The organism is Bradyrhizobium stylosanthis (genome assembly GCF_001641335.1).
Classification (GTDB): Bacteria; Pseudomonadota; Alphaproteobacteria; order Rhizobiales; family Xanthobacteraceae; genus Bradyrhizobium; species Bradyrhizobium stylosanthis.
This window is the reverse complement of the sequence record NZ_LVEM01000003.1, coordinates 66,291-81,491: the sequence shown is the minus strand read 5'-3', so window position 1 is coordinate 81,491 and position 15,201 is coordinate 66,291. Positions and strand designations below refer to the sequence as shown.

The following is a 15,201-nucleotide window of genomic DNA, read 5'->3' as shown; positions in this document are numbered from 1 at the left end:
GTGGGACTAAAGCGGGTTGGACGCGCGGCACGCCGACATGATCGCCGCGGCGGCCTCGTTGCTCTGCGCGCCCGAGAGCTGCCGCACGAGGCAGACGTAATAGCCCTTGCTGGATGCGTTCAGCAGGGAATCGCCGTTGACGGCGAGCCAGTTGCAGGCCGAACGGATGTACTGCACGGCCAGGGGCGAGCGCGTGTCGCGGATGGCGGACAGCTCGCATTGAGCCTGCCTTTCCATGTCGCTTTGCGCGGCGACGGGAGCCGAGAACCAAAGCAGTGCGCCGGCAGCGAGCAGGCCTGCCAGACCATGCGGGCACCTACGCGCCCTTCTTGCGCTAGCGCCGTTGCGCCGATCGGGAACGCTGGAAACAAGTCGCACGGTGCACTCTGGAGCTGGTGAAGGCCGAAGTTTACGGCCGAACGATCGGAGCTGGCAAGGTACGGGCCTGCACATCGCAGGTACCTGCGTGCAAATCGAAAAGGCCGGGCGCTCCCTCCTGCGCCCGGCCTTTCCGCGACGAAGCTGCGTCTTCGCTTTACTTCGTCACCTGACCACGGATCTCGCCGCCGGGGTTCGCGGCGGTGTGGATGTTGACGTAATATTTGCCGGCGAGCAGATCGGCGGCCTGCGCGTCGGTGAGCGTCGCCTCGCCCTTGACGGGGCTTGCCGCCGCATTCGGGATCGCAACCGCGACGCCGGCGTTCTTGCCGGCCTCGGCCGGGCCGTGGAAATGGGCGGCGGTCGCGGGGCCGGAGAGCCCGGAATAGGTGACGGTCCAGGACAATTTCTTGCTCGCCGCGTCATAGTTCAGATCGGCCGTTCCGGTGCCGCTGCTCGTGGTGGCCGGGACCTCGGCCTTGCCGTCGAGCGTTGCTTTCAGCTTCTCGGCGCTGGCGGAGCCGGCAAAAGCAGCGGCGCCGAGCGCGATCATGGCAATGACGGTCTTGTTCATGACATTCTCCCTGGTGGCTTCGTTGGGCAACCAAACTTCCAACATCTGGCGTTTCAGTTTATTCCCGTTTCCGGCCAGGGCGGGCTAAATTCTTCGTGGCTGGAGCCGCGCGGATATCGGCCGTAAGTTCGCCGCAACGATGAATGGATCTGCATGTTGCAACGAACAATCCTCGCGGCGCTGCTCACCGCGGTCATTGCAGGCGGCGTCTATTGGTGGCTCAGCGCGCCGGTGGTGGCCGCGGCCGGCGCCGCACCGGCCCATGTCCCGAACCTCGCCAATGGCGAGGTGATGTTCAATGCCGGCGGCTGCGCGTCCTGCCACGCCGTTCCCGACCAGCCCGACCGCCTGAAGCTCGGCGGCGGCGTCGCGATCAAGTCGCCGTTCGGAACGTTCTACGCGCCGAACATCTCATCCGATCCGACCTACGGCATCGGCAAATGGACCGACACCGATTTCGTCAACGCGGTGATGCACGGGGTCTCGCCGGACGGGCAGCATTATTTCCCGGCCTTTCCCTACACCTCCTATCAGCATGCCAGGCGCGACGACGTGCTCGATCTCTTCGCCTATCTGAAAACGCTGCCCGCCGTTAGCGGAAAAGTGCGCGACCACGACGTCGGCTTTCCCTTCAACATCCGCCGCAACATCGGCATCTGGAAATTCTTATTTCTGGACGGCAAGCCGTTCGTCGCCGACGGCAGCAAATCGCCGGAGTGGAATCGCGGGGCCTATCTCGTCAACAGCTTCGGCCATTGCGCCGAATGCCACAGCCCGCGCAATGCGCTCGGCGGCATCATCGCAGGCGAGCGCTTTGCCGGCGGGCCGAATCCGGAAGGCGAGGGCTGGGTGCCCAACATCACCCAGAAGCGCCTCGGCGAGTGGAGCGCGAAGGATATCGCCTATTTCCTGAAGACCGGCGAATTGCCCGACGGCGACAGCATCGGCGGCGCGATGACGCGCGTGATCAGGAACACCTCGCATTTGCCGGATGCGGATCTCGCCGCGATGGCGGATTACCTGAAGTCGCTGCCGCCGGTCGACGGTCCGCCGCGGCCAAAGCGCAAGGAGGGCGGCGCCTGAGCGGCGATGGCCGGGCCGCGTCGATCGCCGCGCGCTAGCTCGCGCCGAACGCCTTGAAGGTGATGATGGTGAGCGTGTCCTGGATGCCCGGCAACACCTGCACCTTCTCGTTGACGAAGTGGCCGATGTCGGTGTCCTTGTCGACGTAGAACTTCACCAGCAGATCGTACTGGCCGGCGGTGGAATAGATCTCGGAGGCGATCTCGGCTTCGGCGAGCGCATTGGCGACCGTGTAGGACTGGCCAAGCTTGCATTTGATCTGGACGAAAAAGGGAACCATTGCAGTCACTCCGAAAGCGCATCTGGCCGCTAATAGGCCAAAACCGGCCGGGCTTGGCAAGCGAACTCGCCGGCCCGGGCCGGAGGCGCTTTTAGGACGGAAGCGGCGCGGCGGCAAACGCCTCCCGCAGGCGCCGGGCGAGCTCGGCGTTGCGATAGGGCTTGGTCAGCACGATCGACTGTGCGTGCGCGCGGCCCTGCTCGACCAGGGTCTCCAGGGCGTAGCCGGACGAGAACACGACCGGCAGGCCGGGGCGGATGCGCCGGGCCTCGTCGGCGAGCTCCCAGCCGCTCATCCCGCCGGGCATCACGATGTCGGTGAACAGCAGGTCGATGGCCGGATTGCTGCGGAGCAGCTGCAGGGCCTCCTTGCCGTTGACGGCCGAGATCACGCGATATCCGAGCGCCTCGACGCGCAGCGTGACGGAGGAGCGCACGAACGGATCGTCCTCGGCGACCAGGACCGTCTCGTGGCCGCGGGGGGCAGCCTCCTCGCGCGCCGCGATGTCGGCCAGCGACTGCTCGCCGCCGGCATGAGGCAGGTAGATGCGGACCGTCGTGCCGAGACCCGGCTCGCTGTAGATCGAGACATGTCCGCCCGACTGCTTGGCAAAGCCGTAGACCATGCTGAGCCCGAGGCCGGAGCCCTTGCCGACCTCCTTGGTGGTGAAGAACGGCTCGAAGGCGCGCTCGATGACCTCGGGCGTCATGCCCTCGCCGTCGTCGGTGACCGAGATCATCGCGTAGCTGCCGGAAACCACCTCCGGGTGCTGGATGCGGTAGTGCTCGTCGATCGCGGTGAGCTCGGTGCTGAGGGTGAGATGCCCGCCCGACGGCATCGCGTCCTGCGCGTTGAGCGCGAGGTTGAGCACGGCGGATTCGAGCTGGGCGCGGTCGGCGAAGGCCAGGATGGAGCCGGATCCGAACGCCGTCTTGGTCTCGATGTTCTCGCGCAGGGTGCGCTTGAGCAGCTTGTGCATGGAGGTCAGGAGCTCGCGGCACTCGATCGCGCGGGGCTGCAGCAATTGGCGGCGGCTGAACGCGAGCAGCCGCTGCGTCAGCTCGGCGCCGCGCTCGCCCGACTGGCAGATGTCGTCGGCGAAGCGGCGCAGGTCCGGACGGGCCTTGAGCTGCTCGCTGAGGAATTCCGCGTTGCCGATGATGACGGTGAGCAGATTGTTGAAGTCGTGGGCGATGCCGCCGGAGAGCTGTCCGACCGTCTCCATCTTCTGCGCCTGCTGCAGCTGCTGCTCGGTGAGCTTGCGCGCGGTGAGGTCGTGGACGATGCCGACATAGATCAGCTCGCCGTCCTGCCAGGCCTGGCCGACTGACAGGTCCATCGGAAAGCTCGATCCGTCCTTGCGCAGGCCCGCGGCTTCACCGGTTGCGAAGCCCCGCGCATGGGCGCTCGAGGACCCGACCTCGTGGGACATCAGCATGCCGATGTCGAGATTCATGACCTCGTCGGCGCGGTAGCCGAACAGCCGTTCGCAGGCGGGATTGAACAGGAGGATGCGGGCCTGCGCGTCGAACAGGATGACGCCGTCGACCGCGGTGTCGACCACCGCGGTGAGACGCGTCATGCTCTCGCGCAGCGCGCGCTGGGCTTCGTTGACCTGCTGCAGTAGCTGCGCCGCGTCCCGGTTCTTGGTCTCCTCCTCCTGGAGCGCGGCCTGGACCTTCCGGAGCTCGAACGGCGAGGGGATGGCGAGGAGCTTCGGCAGCAGCGGCCAGAGCGCACCGGCGGTGAAGATCGATGCTACCGCCGTTGCCGCCTTGACCATGCCCTCGATGCCGTAGATCGGGACCCAGAGTGTGTAGATCGACAGCACATGGGTCAGCCCGCAGGCCATGATGAAGACGGCGAAGGCCCAGAACACCCATCCGAATTTGAGGTCGCGGCGCTTGGTGACGAGGATCGCGAGCGCAAACGGGATCGAGAAATAGGCGAGCGCAATACAGGCGTCCGAGACGACGTGCAGCCAGATCAGCTCCGGTTCCCACAGCAGGCAGATCCCGTGCGGTGAGAACATCGAGGAATCGAGGAGACGTGCGAAATAGGCCCACATGATTGCTTGTATCCCGAGAGGATTGCGGGCCGAGGCTGGCCCGCAACATGGAGTCGCTGGACGAATCCACCCGTCAACCTCTCATTCAACCGAATCTCTGCCAAGGCCGGGCGATGCCGAGGGAATATCTCCAGGCATAGGGAATATCACTTGGCATGTGCACGCTGGGGGGACGACAGGGATGCCCGTGGCGTTCGGCTGATTCGCCGGCCCCGGCTTGCTGGCCCATCCGGGGCGCGCTAGGACAGGGTATGGCGGCTTCCCCCTCAAACGCGTGTCCCCGGCGATGACGACCCCGGTCGCGCTCACCATTGCCGGCTCGGATTCCAGCGGCGGCGCCGGCATCCAGGCCGATCTCAAGACGTTTGCCGCGCTCGGCGTCTATGGCGCCTCGGCCATCGCGGCGCTGACGGCGCAGAACACGCGCGGCGTCACCGGCATTCATGCGGTGCCCGCCGATTTCGTCACCGCGCAGATCGATGCGGTGTTCTCCGATCTCGATGTCGGCGCGGTGAAGATCGGCATGGTGGCGCAGGCTGCCAGCATCGATGCGATCGCGGCCGCGCTGTCGCGCTGGAAGCCGCAGCACATCGTGCTCGATCCCGTGATGGTGGCGACCTCAGGCGACCGCCTGCTGGCGTCCGAGGCCGTCGATGCCTTGCGCACGAGGCTGATGCCGCTGGCCTCGGTGATCACGCCGAACCTGCCGGAGGCCGCAGCTCTCCTCGGCGAGCCGATCGCTGCGAGCGAGGCCGCGATCGAGGCCCAGGGGCGCCGGCTGCTGGCGCTCGGCTGCCGTGCGGTGCTGATCAAGGGCGGCCACGGCGAGGGCGCCGAGAGCACCGATTATCTCGTCACCTCCGCACACAGCCTCGCGCTCCCCGCGCCCCGTATCGCCACGAAAAACACCCATGGCACCGGCTGTTCGCTGTCCTCGGCGATCGCAGCCGAACTCGCCAAGGGTGCGGAGCTCGAGCCTGCCGTGCGGACCGCGAAGGCCTGGATCAGCGCGGCGATCGCGTCTGCCGACCGCTTCAGCGTCGGCCATGGCCATGGGCCGGTCCATCATTTCCACAAATTCTACTGACGGGCGCGCTCGCGCAGCGCCTCAGCTCCTCCGTTAACCAATCAGGCCATGCCGGTCCGGGGTTTTGCGGAGGCGGCTGCTGTGCCATGTCGCCTGATTGTCGCATGCGACTGATATTCGCGGGGAGGGCGAGGCAAGGCGTGATTCGTATTTGAAGGTGCCTCACAGGTTCAATTGGTCATCCCCCTGTCACGGGACATTGTTACAGGCTGGCGCATGGGAAGTTACGATGTGAGTGACGAGAGCCCGGAGCGGCGCTTTCGCACGTTGTTCATCTCCGACGTTCATCTCGGAGCCCGCGGTTCTCAAGCCGATCTTCTGCTCGACTTCCTGCGCTATCATGACGCCGATACGATCTATCTCGTCGGCGACATCGTCGACGGCTGGGCGCTGAAGTCAAACTGGCACTGGCCGCAATCGCATAACGACCTCGTCCAGAAGCTTTTGCGCAAGGCGCGCAAGGGTGCCAAGGTCATCTACATTCCCGGCAATCACGACGAGTTCCTGCGCAACTATTACGGCACGCATTTCGGCGGCATCGACGTGGTCGAGAACACCGTCCACACCGGCGTGGACGGCAAGCGCTATCTCGTCATCCACGGCGACATCTTCGACCTCGTGGTGCAGAACGCGCGCTGGCTCGCCCATCTCGGCGACAAGGCCTACGACTTCGCGATCCAGATGAATCGCTTCGTCAACTTCTTCCGGCGCATGTTCAAGGTGCCCTATTGGTCGCTCTCGCAATGGGCCAAGCAGAAGGTCAAGAACGCCGTCAACTATATCGGCGCGTTCGAGCAGGCGCTCGCCGCCGAGGCGCGGCGTCACGACGCCGACGGCGTGATCTGCGGCCACATCCACTACGCCGTGATCCGCGACGAGGCCGGCATCCGCTACATGAATTGCGGTGACTGGGTCGAGAGCTGCACGGCCCTCGTCGAGCACGACGACGGCCATTTCGAGATCATCACCTGGGCGGACCAGGCGCAGAAGCCAGCGCAGGTGCCGCAGGTCGCGGCAAGGGCAGCCTGATGCGCATCCTGGTCGCGACCGACGCCTGGCACCCGCAAGTCAACGGTGTGGTTCGGACGCTGACCAAGCTCGCTGACGCCGCCAAGGGGCTTAACGTTCAAGGTTCTGGCGTCGAATTCACGTTCCTGACGCCGCAATCGTTCCGCACCTTTGCGATGCCGAGCTATCGCGACGTGCGCTTGGCCATGCCGCGGCCGGCGCGGATTGCGAAGCTGATCGAGGAGGCACGGCCCGACAGCATCCACATCGCGACCGAAGGTCCGATCGGCCTGATGGTCCGCCGCTACTGCCGCCAGCGCAAGCTGCCGTTCACAACCAGCTTCCACACCCGCTTCCCCGAATATGTCCGCGCCCGTGTCCCCGTACCGGGCTCGCTGATCTGGCGGGCGCTGCGCCGTTTTCATGCGCCGAGCCGCGCCGTGATGGCGGCGACGCCGGCGCTCGCCCGCGAACTCGGCGAGCGCGGTTTCGACAACGTCGTGCTGTGGCCGCGCGGCGTGGACACCGGCCTGTTCCATCCCCGCGCCATCGACCTTTGCCTGCCGTCGCCGGTGTTCCTGTCGGTCGGCCGCGTCGCGGTGGAGAAGAATCTCGAGGCGTTCCTCGACCTCGACCTGCCCGGCACCAAGGTCATCGTCGGCGACGGCCCGGCGCGCGTCGCGCTGGAAGAGGCATATCCCGATGCGATCTTCCTCGGCGAGAAGCACGGCGAGGAACTGGCTGATATCTATGCGGCCGCCGACGTGTTCGTCTTCCCGAGCAAGACCGATACGTTCGGCCTGGTGCTGCTGGAAGCGCTCGCCAGCGGCCTGCCGGTCGCGGCCTTCCCGGTGAAGGGCCCCCGCGACGTGATCGGCGATGCCCCGGTCGGCGCCCTCGATCACGACCTGCGCAACGCCTGCTTCGCCGCGCTCGACATTTCCCGGCAGGACTGCGTCGAATTTGCCGCCAATTACACCTGGGAAGCCTCGGCGCGGGCTTTTGTCGACAGCATCCAGGCTGTGGGGGCCGTGCTGCCCGGCCGGAACGGCGCGGAACAGCCTCGCTTCGTCGCCTGACGGGGTAGATTCTTGTTTTGACGCGTTTTCCTGGCGCGAACCGGTACCCGCTTCGCTCGAAAATGCTCTGCGGATCCTCGCACAGAGGTGTCTTGCCCGAGCCTCACCGGCCGCGATAACATTCGGCCATGACCGAACAGCTCCTCCCGGTCGGCCCTGCCGACATCGATGCCGCAGCGCGCGTGATCGCGCCCTATGCGATCCGCACCCCGCTGTTGTCCTTTCCCGTGCTCAACGAGCGCGTCGGTGCGAAGGTGTTTTTGAAGCCGGAGATGCTCCAGCGCACCGGCTCCTTCAAGTTCCGCGGCGCCTTCAACAAGGTGTTCTCGATCCCGCAGGACAAGCGTGCCGGCGGCGTCGTCGCGTTCTCCTCCGGCAACCACGCCCAGGGCGTGGCCGCGGCGGCGAAGATCCTCGACATGCAGGCGACCATCGTGATGCCGGCGGACGCCCCGCTGTCCAAGCGCGAGCGCACCAAATCCTACGGCGCCGAGGTGGTGCTGTATGACCGCGACAAGGACGACCGCGAGGCGATCTCGCGCGGCATCGCCGAGAAGCGCGGCGCAACGCTGGTCAAGCCGTATGACGATCCCTTCGTGATCGCGGGGCAGGGCACTGCCGGCCGCGAGATCGCGGAGGACATGGCGACGCTCGGCCTTGCCCCCGACATCGTGGTGGCGCCGGCCTCCGGCGGCGGCTTGATCGCGGGCGTCGCGACGGCTGTGAAGGCGCGCTATCCGCAAGCCGAGATCGTGGTGGCCGAGCCCGAGGCGTTCGACGATCACGGCATCTCGCTGACCGCGGGCCACCGCGAGCCGCATCCGCCGGCCGGCCGCACCATCTGCGACGCGCTGATGGCGCTGATGCCCGGCGAGATGACGTTTGCGATCAACAGCAAGCTGCTCGCACGCGGCGTGACCGCCTCGGACAAGGAAGTCGGCGCGGCCGTTGCGTTCGCCTATCGCGAGCTGAAGCTGGTGGTGGAGCCGGGCGGTGCGGTTGGCCTTGCCGCATTGCTGGCCGGACGTCTCGATGTCGCCGGCAAGAACGTCGTCATCGTGCTGTCGGGCGGCAATGTGGATGCCGACCTGTTCGCCGAGCTGGTGGCCTGAGCCACAGCGTCATGGCCGGGCTTGTCCCGGCCATCCACGGCTTGCCTCACAGCACGAAGAACGTGGATGCCCGGGACAAGCCAAGCCCGGGCATGACGAGCTCTTCCAGGTCTGCGAATGAGGCAAGCAACCACGCTGCACCTTAGCTGACCACTTTCTATTCCCCGACATAAAGAAGGGGCAGAGCGTTTCCGCTCCGCCCTTTCTCGTGGTGTGGCTTGCCGCGATCAGTGCATGAAGCCGCGATGGTTGTTGCCGCCGCCCGTGCTCGGGGCCTGGTTCATCGACTGGCGGAAGTTGTTGCCGCCGTTGCTCACCATCCGGTTGGTCGCATTGAGCTGCGGACGGTTGTTGTTCTGGTTCTGGATCTGCACCTTGTTCACCGGATTGTTGTTGAGCTTCACGATGCCGGTGTTGCCGTTGTTGACGCGGATCGGGTCGTTCTGGGTCTGAACCGGCTTCACATCGACGGTCGAGCCGCCCTTGCCGACATTCACCGGCATGCTCACGATCTTGCCGGGGTTGCCGTTGGTCGTGCCATTGGTGGTGCCGTTGGCCGTGCCGGCAGTGATGCCGCCGTTCGGCTTGGTGTTGGTCACGGGCAGGGTCACGATCTTGCCGGTGCCGGTGGTGTTGGTGCCGGTGGTCGGCGCGGGCAGGGTGACGATCTTGCCCGGGGTCTGCGACGGCGTGCCGTTCGGCTGGTTGTTGCCCGCCGGCAGGTTGACGACCTGGCCGCCGTTGCCGAGCTTTCCGATAACGTTGCTGTCGATCGGCTTCTGCACGACCGGCAGGTTGCCGTTGATCTGGCCGCCACCATTACCCTGCTGCATCAGCGGCATATATTTGGGCTGGCCGAGATTGCCCATCTTGAAGATCGGGGCAATGTTCTGCGGCGCCAGGAACTTGGTCGCCTGCATCAGCGGGATCAGCTTCGGCTGGGCCGCGAGCTTCAGCGCGGAGACGCCATAGGGGCTGTTGCCATAGCTGTCGTAGAAGGTCTGATAGCCGAGCGGCGAGTTGGCCAGCACCGCCTTGTGCCAGGCCTGCGTGAGCAGGAGATTGTTGAGCAGCCAGCGGATGTGGTCGCACAGCGGATCGTGCGGGTACATCTGGATGAACTCCTGATAGTACTCCGGCCGGCCCTCGGACACGACATAGTCATAGGCCTGCCGCGTCGAGCGGCTCGGCAGGTTCGCGGCCATCTGCACGACGGGTGCATTCACCGGCGCGCGGTTGGCGGCAACCGCGGTGTCGCCGAAGAAGGTGAAGTCGCTCGTGAGCGAGGAGCTCTCCCACGGGATCTGCGCGCCGCTGGTGGTCTGGTTCACCTGCAGACGCACGCGCTTGAACAGCTGCTCGATCGGCACATTGGGCTCGCGGGCAACGTCCAGGAAGGCTTGCGTGTAGGGGCTGTGGCCGTTGGTGCCGTCCTGCGCTTCGGCGCCCGGCGCGGTGGAATAGCCGACGATCGAGCCGTTCGGCGCATCGACGATGGCCAAGCCACGGCCGGCGTCGTTCACGTTCGGGAACGGGTTGTTGCGGCAGGCATCGAGAATGACGATGCGCATGCGGCTGGGGATCGTCTCCAGCGTCGACATCACGTCGACGAGGCGCACCGAGTTGTTGACGAGCTCGGTCGGGTTGCCGACCTTGGCGTCCACGGGAACGAGATAGTTCTCGCCGGCGAGCTGCACGCCGTGACCGGCGTAGTACACCATCGCCACCGTGTTCGGGCCCCGCGCTGACACTTTGGCGGAGAAGTCCTGGACGACGCGGAGCATGTCGTTCTGGCCCAGATCGGTTGCCGAGACGACCTCGAACCCGGCGGAGTTCAGGAACTGGGCCATCGACTGGGCGTCGTTGTCGGGATTGGCGAGCTGCGGCGCGTTCTGGTAGTTCGAATTGCCGATCACCAGCGCGACGCGCTGCTCCGGCCCCTGCAGCGCGGTGGGGGCGGGTTGGACCGGGGCGACTTGGGCGGAAACGGGGCCGCAGGCGAAGCCGAACAGGCTTCCCAAGAGGCCGGCCGTCATCAGGAAGGGTCTCAGGCGGAACATGGCGTGCTCCTTTCGGCACTGATCTCGATGCGAGATTGGTTGCGAGGAAGACTGGCCGCGTTCGAGGAAGAGGTCCGTGACCGCAATCACCATGATAGGCTGCGTGATCTGAATCACGCTTGGAACCGGCCTTGGTTAGCGGCTGCTTGCCGGCCACGAGACGTTTGGGAGACTTCATGCTGAAATCGATCGATCCGATCCTCACGCCCGACCTGCTCTGGCTGCTGGCCTCGATGGGCCACGGCGACGACCTGGTCTTCGTCGATGCCAATCACCCCGCCACCCGCATCGCGCAGAGCACGACGTCGCAGCGCCTGATCCAGCTGCCGGGCATGACCATGGAGGCCGCGATCCGCGCCATCATGTCGGTCTATCCGCTCGACGATTTCGATCCGGACCCGGTGCGCGTGATGGCGCCGGTGGACGATCCCGACCGTGTGCCCGACGTGCAGCGCGCGGTGCTGGCGGAGATCGCGCGTGCCGCCGGCAGCGCCGTCACGCCCGGCAAGCTCGCGCGTCCGGATTTCTATCGTGCGGCAGCGGCAGGCTTCGGCGTCGTGCAGGTCGGCGACAACAGGGGCTATGGCTGCTTCCTGATCCGCAAGGGCGTGATCTCAAGCTAGCCGCGACCGATGAGATGGATCGCCGAACGCCATGCGTGCTGCGACAACGCCTCGAGGTTTCGAACCGCATCGACGCGAAGGAGCGCAGCGTCGGCGGTCAGCGTTCCATTGGCCACCGCACCGAGCGTCGCGCTGCGGTGGGCGCGCAGCATGTCGCGGAGTTGCGCCGTGCAACGCTCGAGCTCGGCGATGGCCTCGTCGGGCGGATCCGCGCGGGGACCCGCCAGGATGTCCCCGGTATGCGGGGCGTGTGTCGATCCATCGACGCGGGGCGGCGCCGCTACGCCGCGCGCAATCGCGGCGGCGGTCAGCATCACCTCCGCACACAGCTCTCCGGCGCGGATGTCCTCCGGTCCGCCTGCCGCCGCGCTGGAATTGTTGCTCCCATTTGCGAGGTCCGTCAGTCGCGTCGCGTGATCCAGCGCGTGGAGCGTGCTCGTGAGACGCCGTTGCTCGTCGTCGGTCTCGGGTGGTCCGGCCACGTCCGACAGGAATAGTTGCGCCTGGCGCACGGCGCCGGCCGCTTCCTGCACGGACACGGTGTCCCGTCCCAGGCGCATCGGTCCCGCGCGGGCCGCCAGTTGCGCCTCGACCGAACCGCACACCGTCATGAGCACGCGCGCGATCGTGCGCCGGACCGCTTCCACCGCCACGATCGGGGTCTGCAGCGCCGAGGGATCGAGACATCGCGTCAGCGGCGAGCCGCGCTCGGGCAGAATCCGTTCGACCAGCCGCGTGAACGGGTTGATCAGCGGCAGCAGGACCGCGACACCGAGGACGTTGAACGCGGTGTGGTATCCGGCGAGCAGCGTAACGCCGTCGATCGTATCCGAGGCGCGCAGCAGCAAGGGCGTCACGACGGGAAAAGCCACCAGCGCGATGAGCGCGGCGATCAGCTTGAACAGGACGTAGGCGATGGCCAATCGTTTTGCGGTGGCACTCGCGCCGATCGCGGCGAGCGCGGAACTCGTGGCCGTTCCGATGTTCTGGCCGATGATCAGCGCGCAGGCCTGATCCAACCCGATTGCGCCGGCGAAATAGCCGGACAAGGTCACTGCGATGGCGGCCGTCGACGACTGCATCAGTGCGGTCATGACCAATCCGGTCACGACCAGCGCCAGCACGCCGAGCAGGCCCGACCACCACGGCGTCCCAGGACTGCCGAGGACCGCAGGCAGGTCCGCCGGGTGCAAACGCTCCGCCAGCCCGCCCATGCCCTGCTGCAGGGTCGTCAGTCCGAACAGCACGAGTCCAAATCCCGCGAGCGCGGCACCGGTGCCGGCAATTCGTCCGCGGCCGAGCAGCCTGGTCAACGCGCCAACGAAGATCATCGGCAACGCCGCGGCCGTGAGCGAGACGCGGACGCCGATCAGCGCGACCAGCCAGCCGGTTCCCGTGGTGCCGATATTCGCACCGAAGACCAGGCTCAACCCCTGCTGGAACGTCAGCAGGCCGGCGCTGACGAGACCGATCGTCGTCATCGTCGTTGCGCTGGAGGACTGCACCAGCAACGTGACGATGGCTCCCCAGAATGAGCCGAGCAGCGGCGTCGACGCCGCCTTGCCGAGCACCGCGCGCAGAGCGGAACCCGCCAGCGCCTTCAGGCCCTCCGTCATCACGGTCATGCCGAGCAGAAAGAGACCTACTCCGCCGAGCGTCGAGATCGCGGTGGACATGCATGCGCCTCGCGATACTGCACCACGAATAGCGAGGCAGAGAGTACAGCAACAAAGCCCGATGGGTCGGATCAATTGTTACGCGAGGGACAGGCCTTCGAATTCGAAGCGGCAAGAAGCCTCCCACTCGAATTTGAATGGCCTTCCAGGAGGCGAGCGTCTATGGTCGATCCATGTCTCGCCTTGTGTGTCTATTCGTTGCTGTCATCCTCTCGCTGCTGCCGGCTGTCGCATCCGCTGAGCCCGCTCAAAAGCGACCCAAGCCGGTCTGGAAGGGCTACGGCTTCCTGCCGGGCTATCGCCAGCCGCTGAGCAACAGCCTTCCGCTCTACAAGCAGAAGGACGCGATGCGGCGCCTCGCGCGCAACGAGCGCCGCCATTGGTACATCGACCCGGTTCCGCAATATTACCGCTGGGACGGCGAGTGGCACTATTTCGGCCGGCCCGGCTTCGGCGGCGGCCGCTACAACGGCGGCAGCTTTGGCCCGTGCTGGACGCGCACGCCGATCGGCGCGGTGTGGAATTGCGGGTGACGGCTTAAGGAAAGCTGCGGACGACCTCGATCAATCCGACGATCGCGGCATTGAAGGCGTCAAGCTCTTCGGCCGGAATCCAATATTCGAGGTGTGAGCGCCCGCCGGCCTCCTGCACGTCGTACTTCGCGATGAAGTCGCGCCTGACCTCAAACCGTGTCACGAATCCCGAACCGCTCGCCGGCACATTCCAGTCGCGCGCGATCTTGACGGCGTAGTCCTCGGTCAGCACCGGATAGAAGATCGGCTGGTCCGGCAGGCGCGGCGGAAACGCGCGCATGCCGGATTGCGCGATCAGCTCGAGCTCCTTCGGGCCGACGGGGCGCCAAAGCGTGATGGTGTTTTCGCTAGCCGCTTTCGTCATCGATGCATGTGTTGTTCTCAGGCCCGCTCGATCTGCTCTTCCATCCATTTCAGGGCATTCAACACCTTGGTTTCGCCTTCCGGATCCTCGGCGATCGTGCGAAGCGTTATGGATGGATATCTTGTCAGATCGCTGTCCTTGAGGTCCACGCCCTTGATGGCGTTGAACTGCTGCATCAAGGCCTGTCGCGCCGGGATCGGCCCGAACACCGGCTTCTTGTCCAGCGATGCGAACTGCAGCCAGAGGCTGCCGTCAGTCGAGAGGTAGGCCGGATTGATCGAGATGCCGTTCGGCCTGAAGAGCGGATAGACCGAGCCATAGTCCTTGCCGGTTCCGAAAATGACTTTCCTCGCGCCACCCTTTTGCATCCACGCGTAGATGGCGCGTGCAATCGCCAATTCCTGCTCATCGAGAGTTTGCTCGAATTGCGCGAAGAGGGACGTTTCGTTCCATCTCTGCCCGGTCGCGCGCTTGGGGGAAAGCGGTTGATGACCATAGACGGTCGGTACGATCGTCTTGAGATCGCCGCTGACGAATTGCCGGAGCTCGACGGCCAGGACTTCGACGTCCTTCATTTGCTCGTTGAGGAACGCGACCACCCGGCGCAGCTCGATCGGGATCGAGTCCGCGACGAACAACAGGCGGATGTTCTTTTCCTTCAGATTGGTCCTGACCAGCTCCCAGAATTCGGGTGGTGTGGTGCCGGATTCCTCCAGCAGGCCGTCGAGCACCTTTTCGTGCGACTTGCCTTCGTCCCGGCAGGAGTTCTCGAAGCTGATCTGAAGTGCTTCAGCGGTCCAGTGGGTTCTGCAATTGGCGGCGTAGTCGAGCATCTGGCCCACGACCCCGCGCCTGAGGCGGCTGTCTTCCTTGCGCTTGATCTCGACGAGGGTGGGAATGCCATCCTGGTCAAGAAAGACAAGGTCCACGGCCCATGTCGGAGAGCCGATCTCGCCGGTCGATATGGCTTGCTCTCGCTTGACCAATATCCATCGTCTTGGATTTTGTGGATCGATCTGATCTCCGACGAGGAGTTCAGGGAAGCGAGCGAGAAGACGCTGGAAATGATCCTCAAGGTCAAATTTGCCGGGCTGCATCGGCACCAGGGAGTCTTCCCCCCGCAACAAGAAAACTCCGGAATTCTCTGCCACGAATTGCGTCTCCTTTTTTTGGCAGAAAGTCAGAGTCCGTGCGTGCAGGCAAGTTCAACCATAGGACGAGATGGTTGTGGTTGCGTCATTGCGAGCGCAGCGAAGCAATCCAGAATCTTTCCGCG

At 65.4% G+C, this 15,201-nt stretch carries 15 protein-coding genes; 7 read left to right on the top strand and 8 right to left on the bottom strand.

Annotated features, from left to right (window positions below):
• Window positions 1-6: 6 nt before the first annotated feature.
• A complete protein-coding gene (locus A7X65_RS43580) occupies window positions 7-453 on the bottom strand; it encodes a VF_A0006 family four-cysteine protein (protein WP_283806165.1) in 447 nt (148 codons plus the stop codon).
• Between the two features lie 82 nt (window positions 454-535).
• The gene (locus A7X65_RS20185; protein ID WP_063687959.1) at window positions 536-952 is read right to left on the bottom strand and encodes a CHRD domain-containing protein; all 417 of its coding nucleotides are present in this window, start codon (window positions 950-952) and stop codon (window positions 536-538) included.
• Window positions 953-1,105: 153 nt separating this feature from the next.
• Here A7X65_RS20185 and A7X65_RS20180 point away from each other — a divergent pair, with 153 nt between their 5' ends.
• Window positions 1,106-2,035 (top strand): c-type cytochrome, encoded by a 930-nt coding sequence (locus A7X65_RS20180; protein ID WP_063687957.1) that lies wholly within the window; start codon window positions 1,106-1,108, stop codon window positions 2,033-2,035.
• Window positions 2,036-2,069: 34 nt separating this feature from the next.
• On the opposite strand, the gene A7X65_RS20175 is transcribed toward A7X65_RS20180, so the two are convergent.
• A complete protein-coding gene (locus tag A7X65_RS20175) occupies window positions 2,070-2,315 on the bottom strand; it encodes an Lrp/AsnC ligand binding domain-containing protein (protein ID WP_018317369.1) in 246 nt (81 codons plus the stop codon).
• A gap of 91 nt (window positions 2,316-2,406) precedes the next feature.
• Complete coding sequence (locus tag A7X65_RS20170; protein WP_063687955.1) at window positions 2,407-4,383, bottom strand: ATP-binding protein; 1,977 nt, start codon at window positions 4,381-4,383, stop codon at window positions 2,407-2,409.
• 286 nt (window positions 4,384-4,669) lie between these two features.
• Between A7X65_RS20170 and thiD the strand changes: the two genes are divergently transcribed.
• From thiD to A7X65_RS20150, 4 genes are all read left to right on the top strand, one after another.
• Complete coding sequence (gene thiD, locus A7X65_RS20165) at window positions 4,670-5,470, top strand: bifunctional hydroxymethylpyrimidine kinase/phosphomethylpyrimidine kinase (protein WP_063687953.1); 801 nt, start codon at window positions 4,670-4,672, stop codon at window positions 5,468-5,470.
• A 216-nt stretch (window positions 5,471-5,686) separates the two neighbouring features.
• Window positions 5,687-6,499, top strand: a complete 813-nt coding sequence (locus A7X65_RS20160) for a UDP-2,3-diacylglucosamine diphosphatase (RefSeq protein ID WP_063687950.1) — start codon at window positions 5,687-5,689, stop codon at window positions 6,497-6,499.
• Window positions 6,499-7,557 (top strand): glycosyltransferase family 4 protein, encoded by a 1,059-nt coding sequence (locus A7X65_RS20155; protein ID WP_063687948.1) that lies wholly within the window; start codon window positions 6,499-6,501, stop codon window positions 7,555-7,557. Before A7X65_RS20160 ends, A7X65_RS20155 begins: the two co-directional genes overlap by 1 nt.
• A gap of 128 nt (window positions 7,558-7,685) precedes the next feature.
• A complete protein-coding gene (locus A7X65_RS20150) occupies window positions 7,686-8,669 on the top strand; it encodes a threonine/serine dehydratase family protein (protein ID WP_063687946.1) in 984 nt (327 codons plus the stop codon).
• 227 nt (window positions 8,670-8,896) lie between these two features.
• Here A7X65_RS20150 and A7X65_RS20145 read toward each other — a convergent pair whose 3' ends face one another.
• Window positions 8,897-10,729: a caspase family protein gene (locus tag A7X65_RS20145; protein ID WP_063687944.1), complete on the bottom strand. Its 1,833-nt coding sequence runs from the start codon at window positions 10,727-10,729 to the stop codon at window positions 8,897-8,899.
• A gap of 176 nt (window positions 10,730-10,905) precedes the next feature.
• Here A7X65_RS20145 and A7X65_RS20140 point away from each other — a divergent pair, with 176 nt between their 5' ends.
• Window positions 10,906-11,352 carry an RbsD/FucU family protein gene (locus A7X65_RS20140; protein ID WP_063687942.1) on the top strand — a complete coding sequence of 149 codons (447 nt, stop codon included), beginning with the start codon at window positions 10,906-10,908 and terminating at the stop codon, window positions 11,350-11,352.
• Here the strand turns inward: A7X65_RS20140 and A7X65_RS20135 are convergent.
• Window positions 11,349-13,028, bottom strand: coding sequence for a Na/Pi cotransporter family protein (locus A7X65_RS20135; RefSeq protein ID WP_063687940.1), 1,680 nt, complete (start codon window positions 13,026-13,028; stop codon window positions 11,349-11,351). The two genes, A7X65_RS20140 and A7X65_RS20135, sit on opposite strands and share 4 nt — an antisense overlap.
• 173 nt (window positions 13,029-13,201) lie before the next feature.
• Here A7X65_RS20135 and A7X65_RS20130 point away from each other — a divergent pair, with 173 nt between their 5' ends.
• Window positions 13,202-13,561 carry a hypothetical protein gene (locus tag A7X65_RS20130; RefSeq protein ID WP_063690619.1) on the top strand — a complete coding sequence of 120 codons (360 nt, stop codon included), beginning with the start codon at window positions 13,202-13,204 and terminating at the stop codon, window positions 13,559-13,561.
• A 4-nt stretch (window positions 13,562-13,565) separates the two neighbouring features.
• On the opposite strand, the gene A7X65_RS20125 is transcribed toward A7X65_RS20130, so the two are convergent.
• Together A7X65_RS20125 and A7X65_RS20120 are read right to left on the bottom strand one after the other, a co-directional pair.
• Window positions 13,566-13,925, bottom strand: a complete 360-nt coding sequence (locus A7X65_RS20125; RefSeq protein WP_063687938.1) for a hypothetical protein — start codon at window positions 13,923-13,925, stop codon at window positions 13,566-13,568.
• 17 nt (window positions 13,926-13,942) lie between these two features.
• Entirely contained in the window at window positions 13,943-15,076 is a 1,134-nt protein-coding gene (locus A7X65_RS20120; RefSeq protein WP_156527924.1) for a PDDEXK family nuclease, read from the bottom strand.
• Window positions 15,077-15,201: the final 125 nt, after the last annotated feature.

What these genes read in the sequence shown, in the direction of transcription:
- A7X65_RS20160 (WP_063687950.1), top strand. Translation starts at nt 5,687, where the DNA reads ATGGGAAGTTACGATGTGAGTGACGAGAGCCCGGAGCGGCGCTTTCGC.
- A7X65_RS20145 (WP_063687944.1), bottom strand. Translation starts at nt 10,729, where the DNA reads ATGTTCCGCCTGAGACCCTTCCTGATGACGGCCGGCCTCTTGGGAAGC.
- thiD (WP_063687953.1), top strand. Translation starts at nt 4,670, where the DNA reads ATGACGACCCCGGTCGCGCTCACCATTGCCGGCTCGGATTCCAGCGGC.
- A7X65_RS20155 (WP_063687948.1), top strand. Translation starts at nt 6,499, where the DNA reads ATGCGCATCCTGGTCGCGACCGACGCCTGGCACCCGCAAGTCAACGGT.
- A7X65_RS20175 (WP_018317369.1), bottom strand. Translation starts at nt 2,315, where the DNA reads ATGGTTCCCTTTTTCGTCCAGATCAAATGCAAGCTTGGCCAGTCCTAC.
- A7X65_RS20130 (WP_063690619.1), top strand. Translation starts at nt 13,202, where the DNA reads ATGTCTCGCCTTGTGTGTCTATTCGTTGCTGTCATCCTCTCGCTGCTG.
- A7X65_RS20180 (WP_063687957.1), top strand. Translation starts at nt 1,106, where the DNA reads ATGTTGCAACGAACAATCCTCGCGGCGCTGCTCACCGCGGTCATTGCA.
- A7X65_RS20135 (WP_063687940.1), bottom strand. Translation starts at nt 13,028, where the DNA reads ATGTCCACCGCGATCTCGACGCTCGGCGGAGTAGGTCTCTTTCTGCTC.
- A7X65_RS20170 (WP_063687955.1), bottom strand. Translation starts at nt 4,383, where the DNA reads ATGTGGGCCTATTTCGCACGTCTCCTCGATTCCTCGATGTTCTCACCG.
- A7X65_RS20125 (WP_063687938.1), bottom strand. Translation starts at nt 13,925, where the DNA reads ATGACGAAAGCGGCTAGCGAAAACACCATCACGCTTTGGCGCCCCGTC.
- A7X65_RS20185 (WP_063687959.1), bottom strand. Translation starts at nt 952, where the DNA reads ATGAACAAGACCGTCATTGCCATGATCGCGCTCGGCGCCGCTGCTTTT.
- A7X65_RS20140 (WP_063687942.1), top strand. Translation starts at nt 10,906, where the DNA reads ATGCTGAAATCGATCGATCCGATCCTCACGCCCGACCTGCTCTGGCTG.
- A7X65_RS20150 (WP_063687946.1), top strand. Translation starts at nt 7,686, where the DNA reads ATGACCGAACAGCTCCTCCCGGTCGGCCCTGCCGACATCGATGCCGCA.
- A7X65_RS43580 (WP_283806165.1), bottom strand. Translation starts at nt 453, where the DNA reads ATGTGCAGGCCCGTACCTTGCCAGCTCCGATCGTTCGGCCGTAAACTT.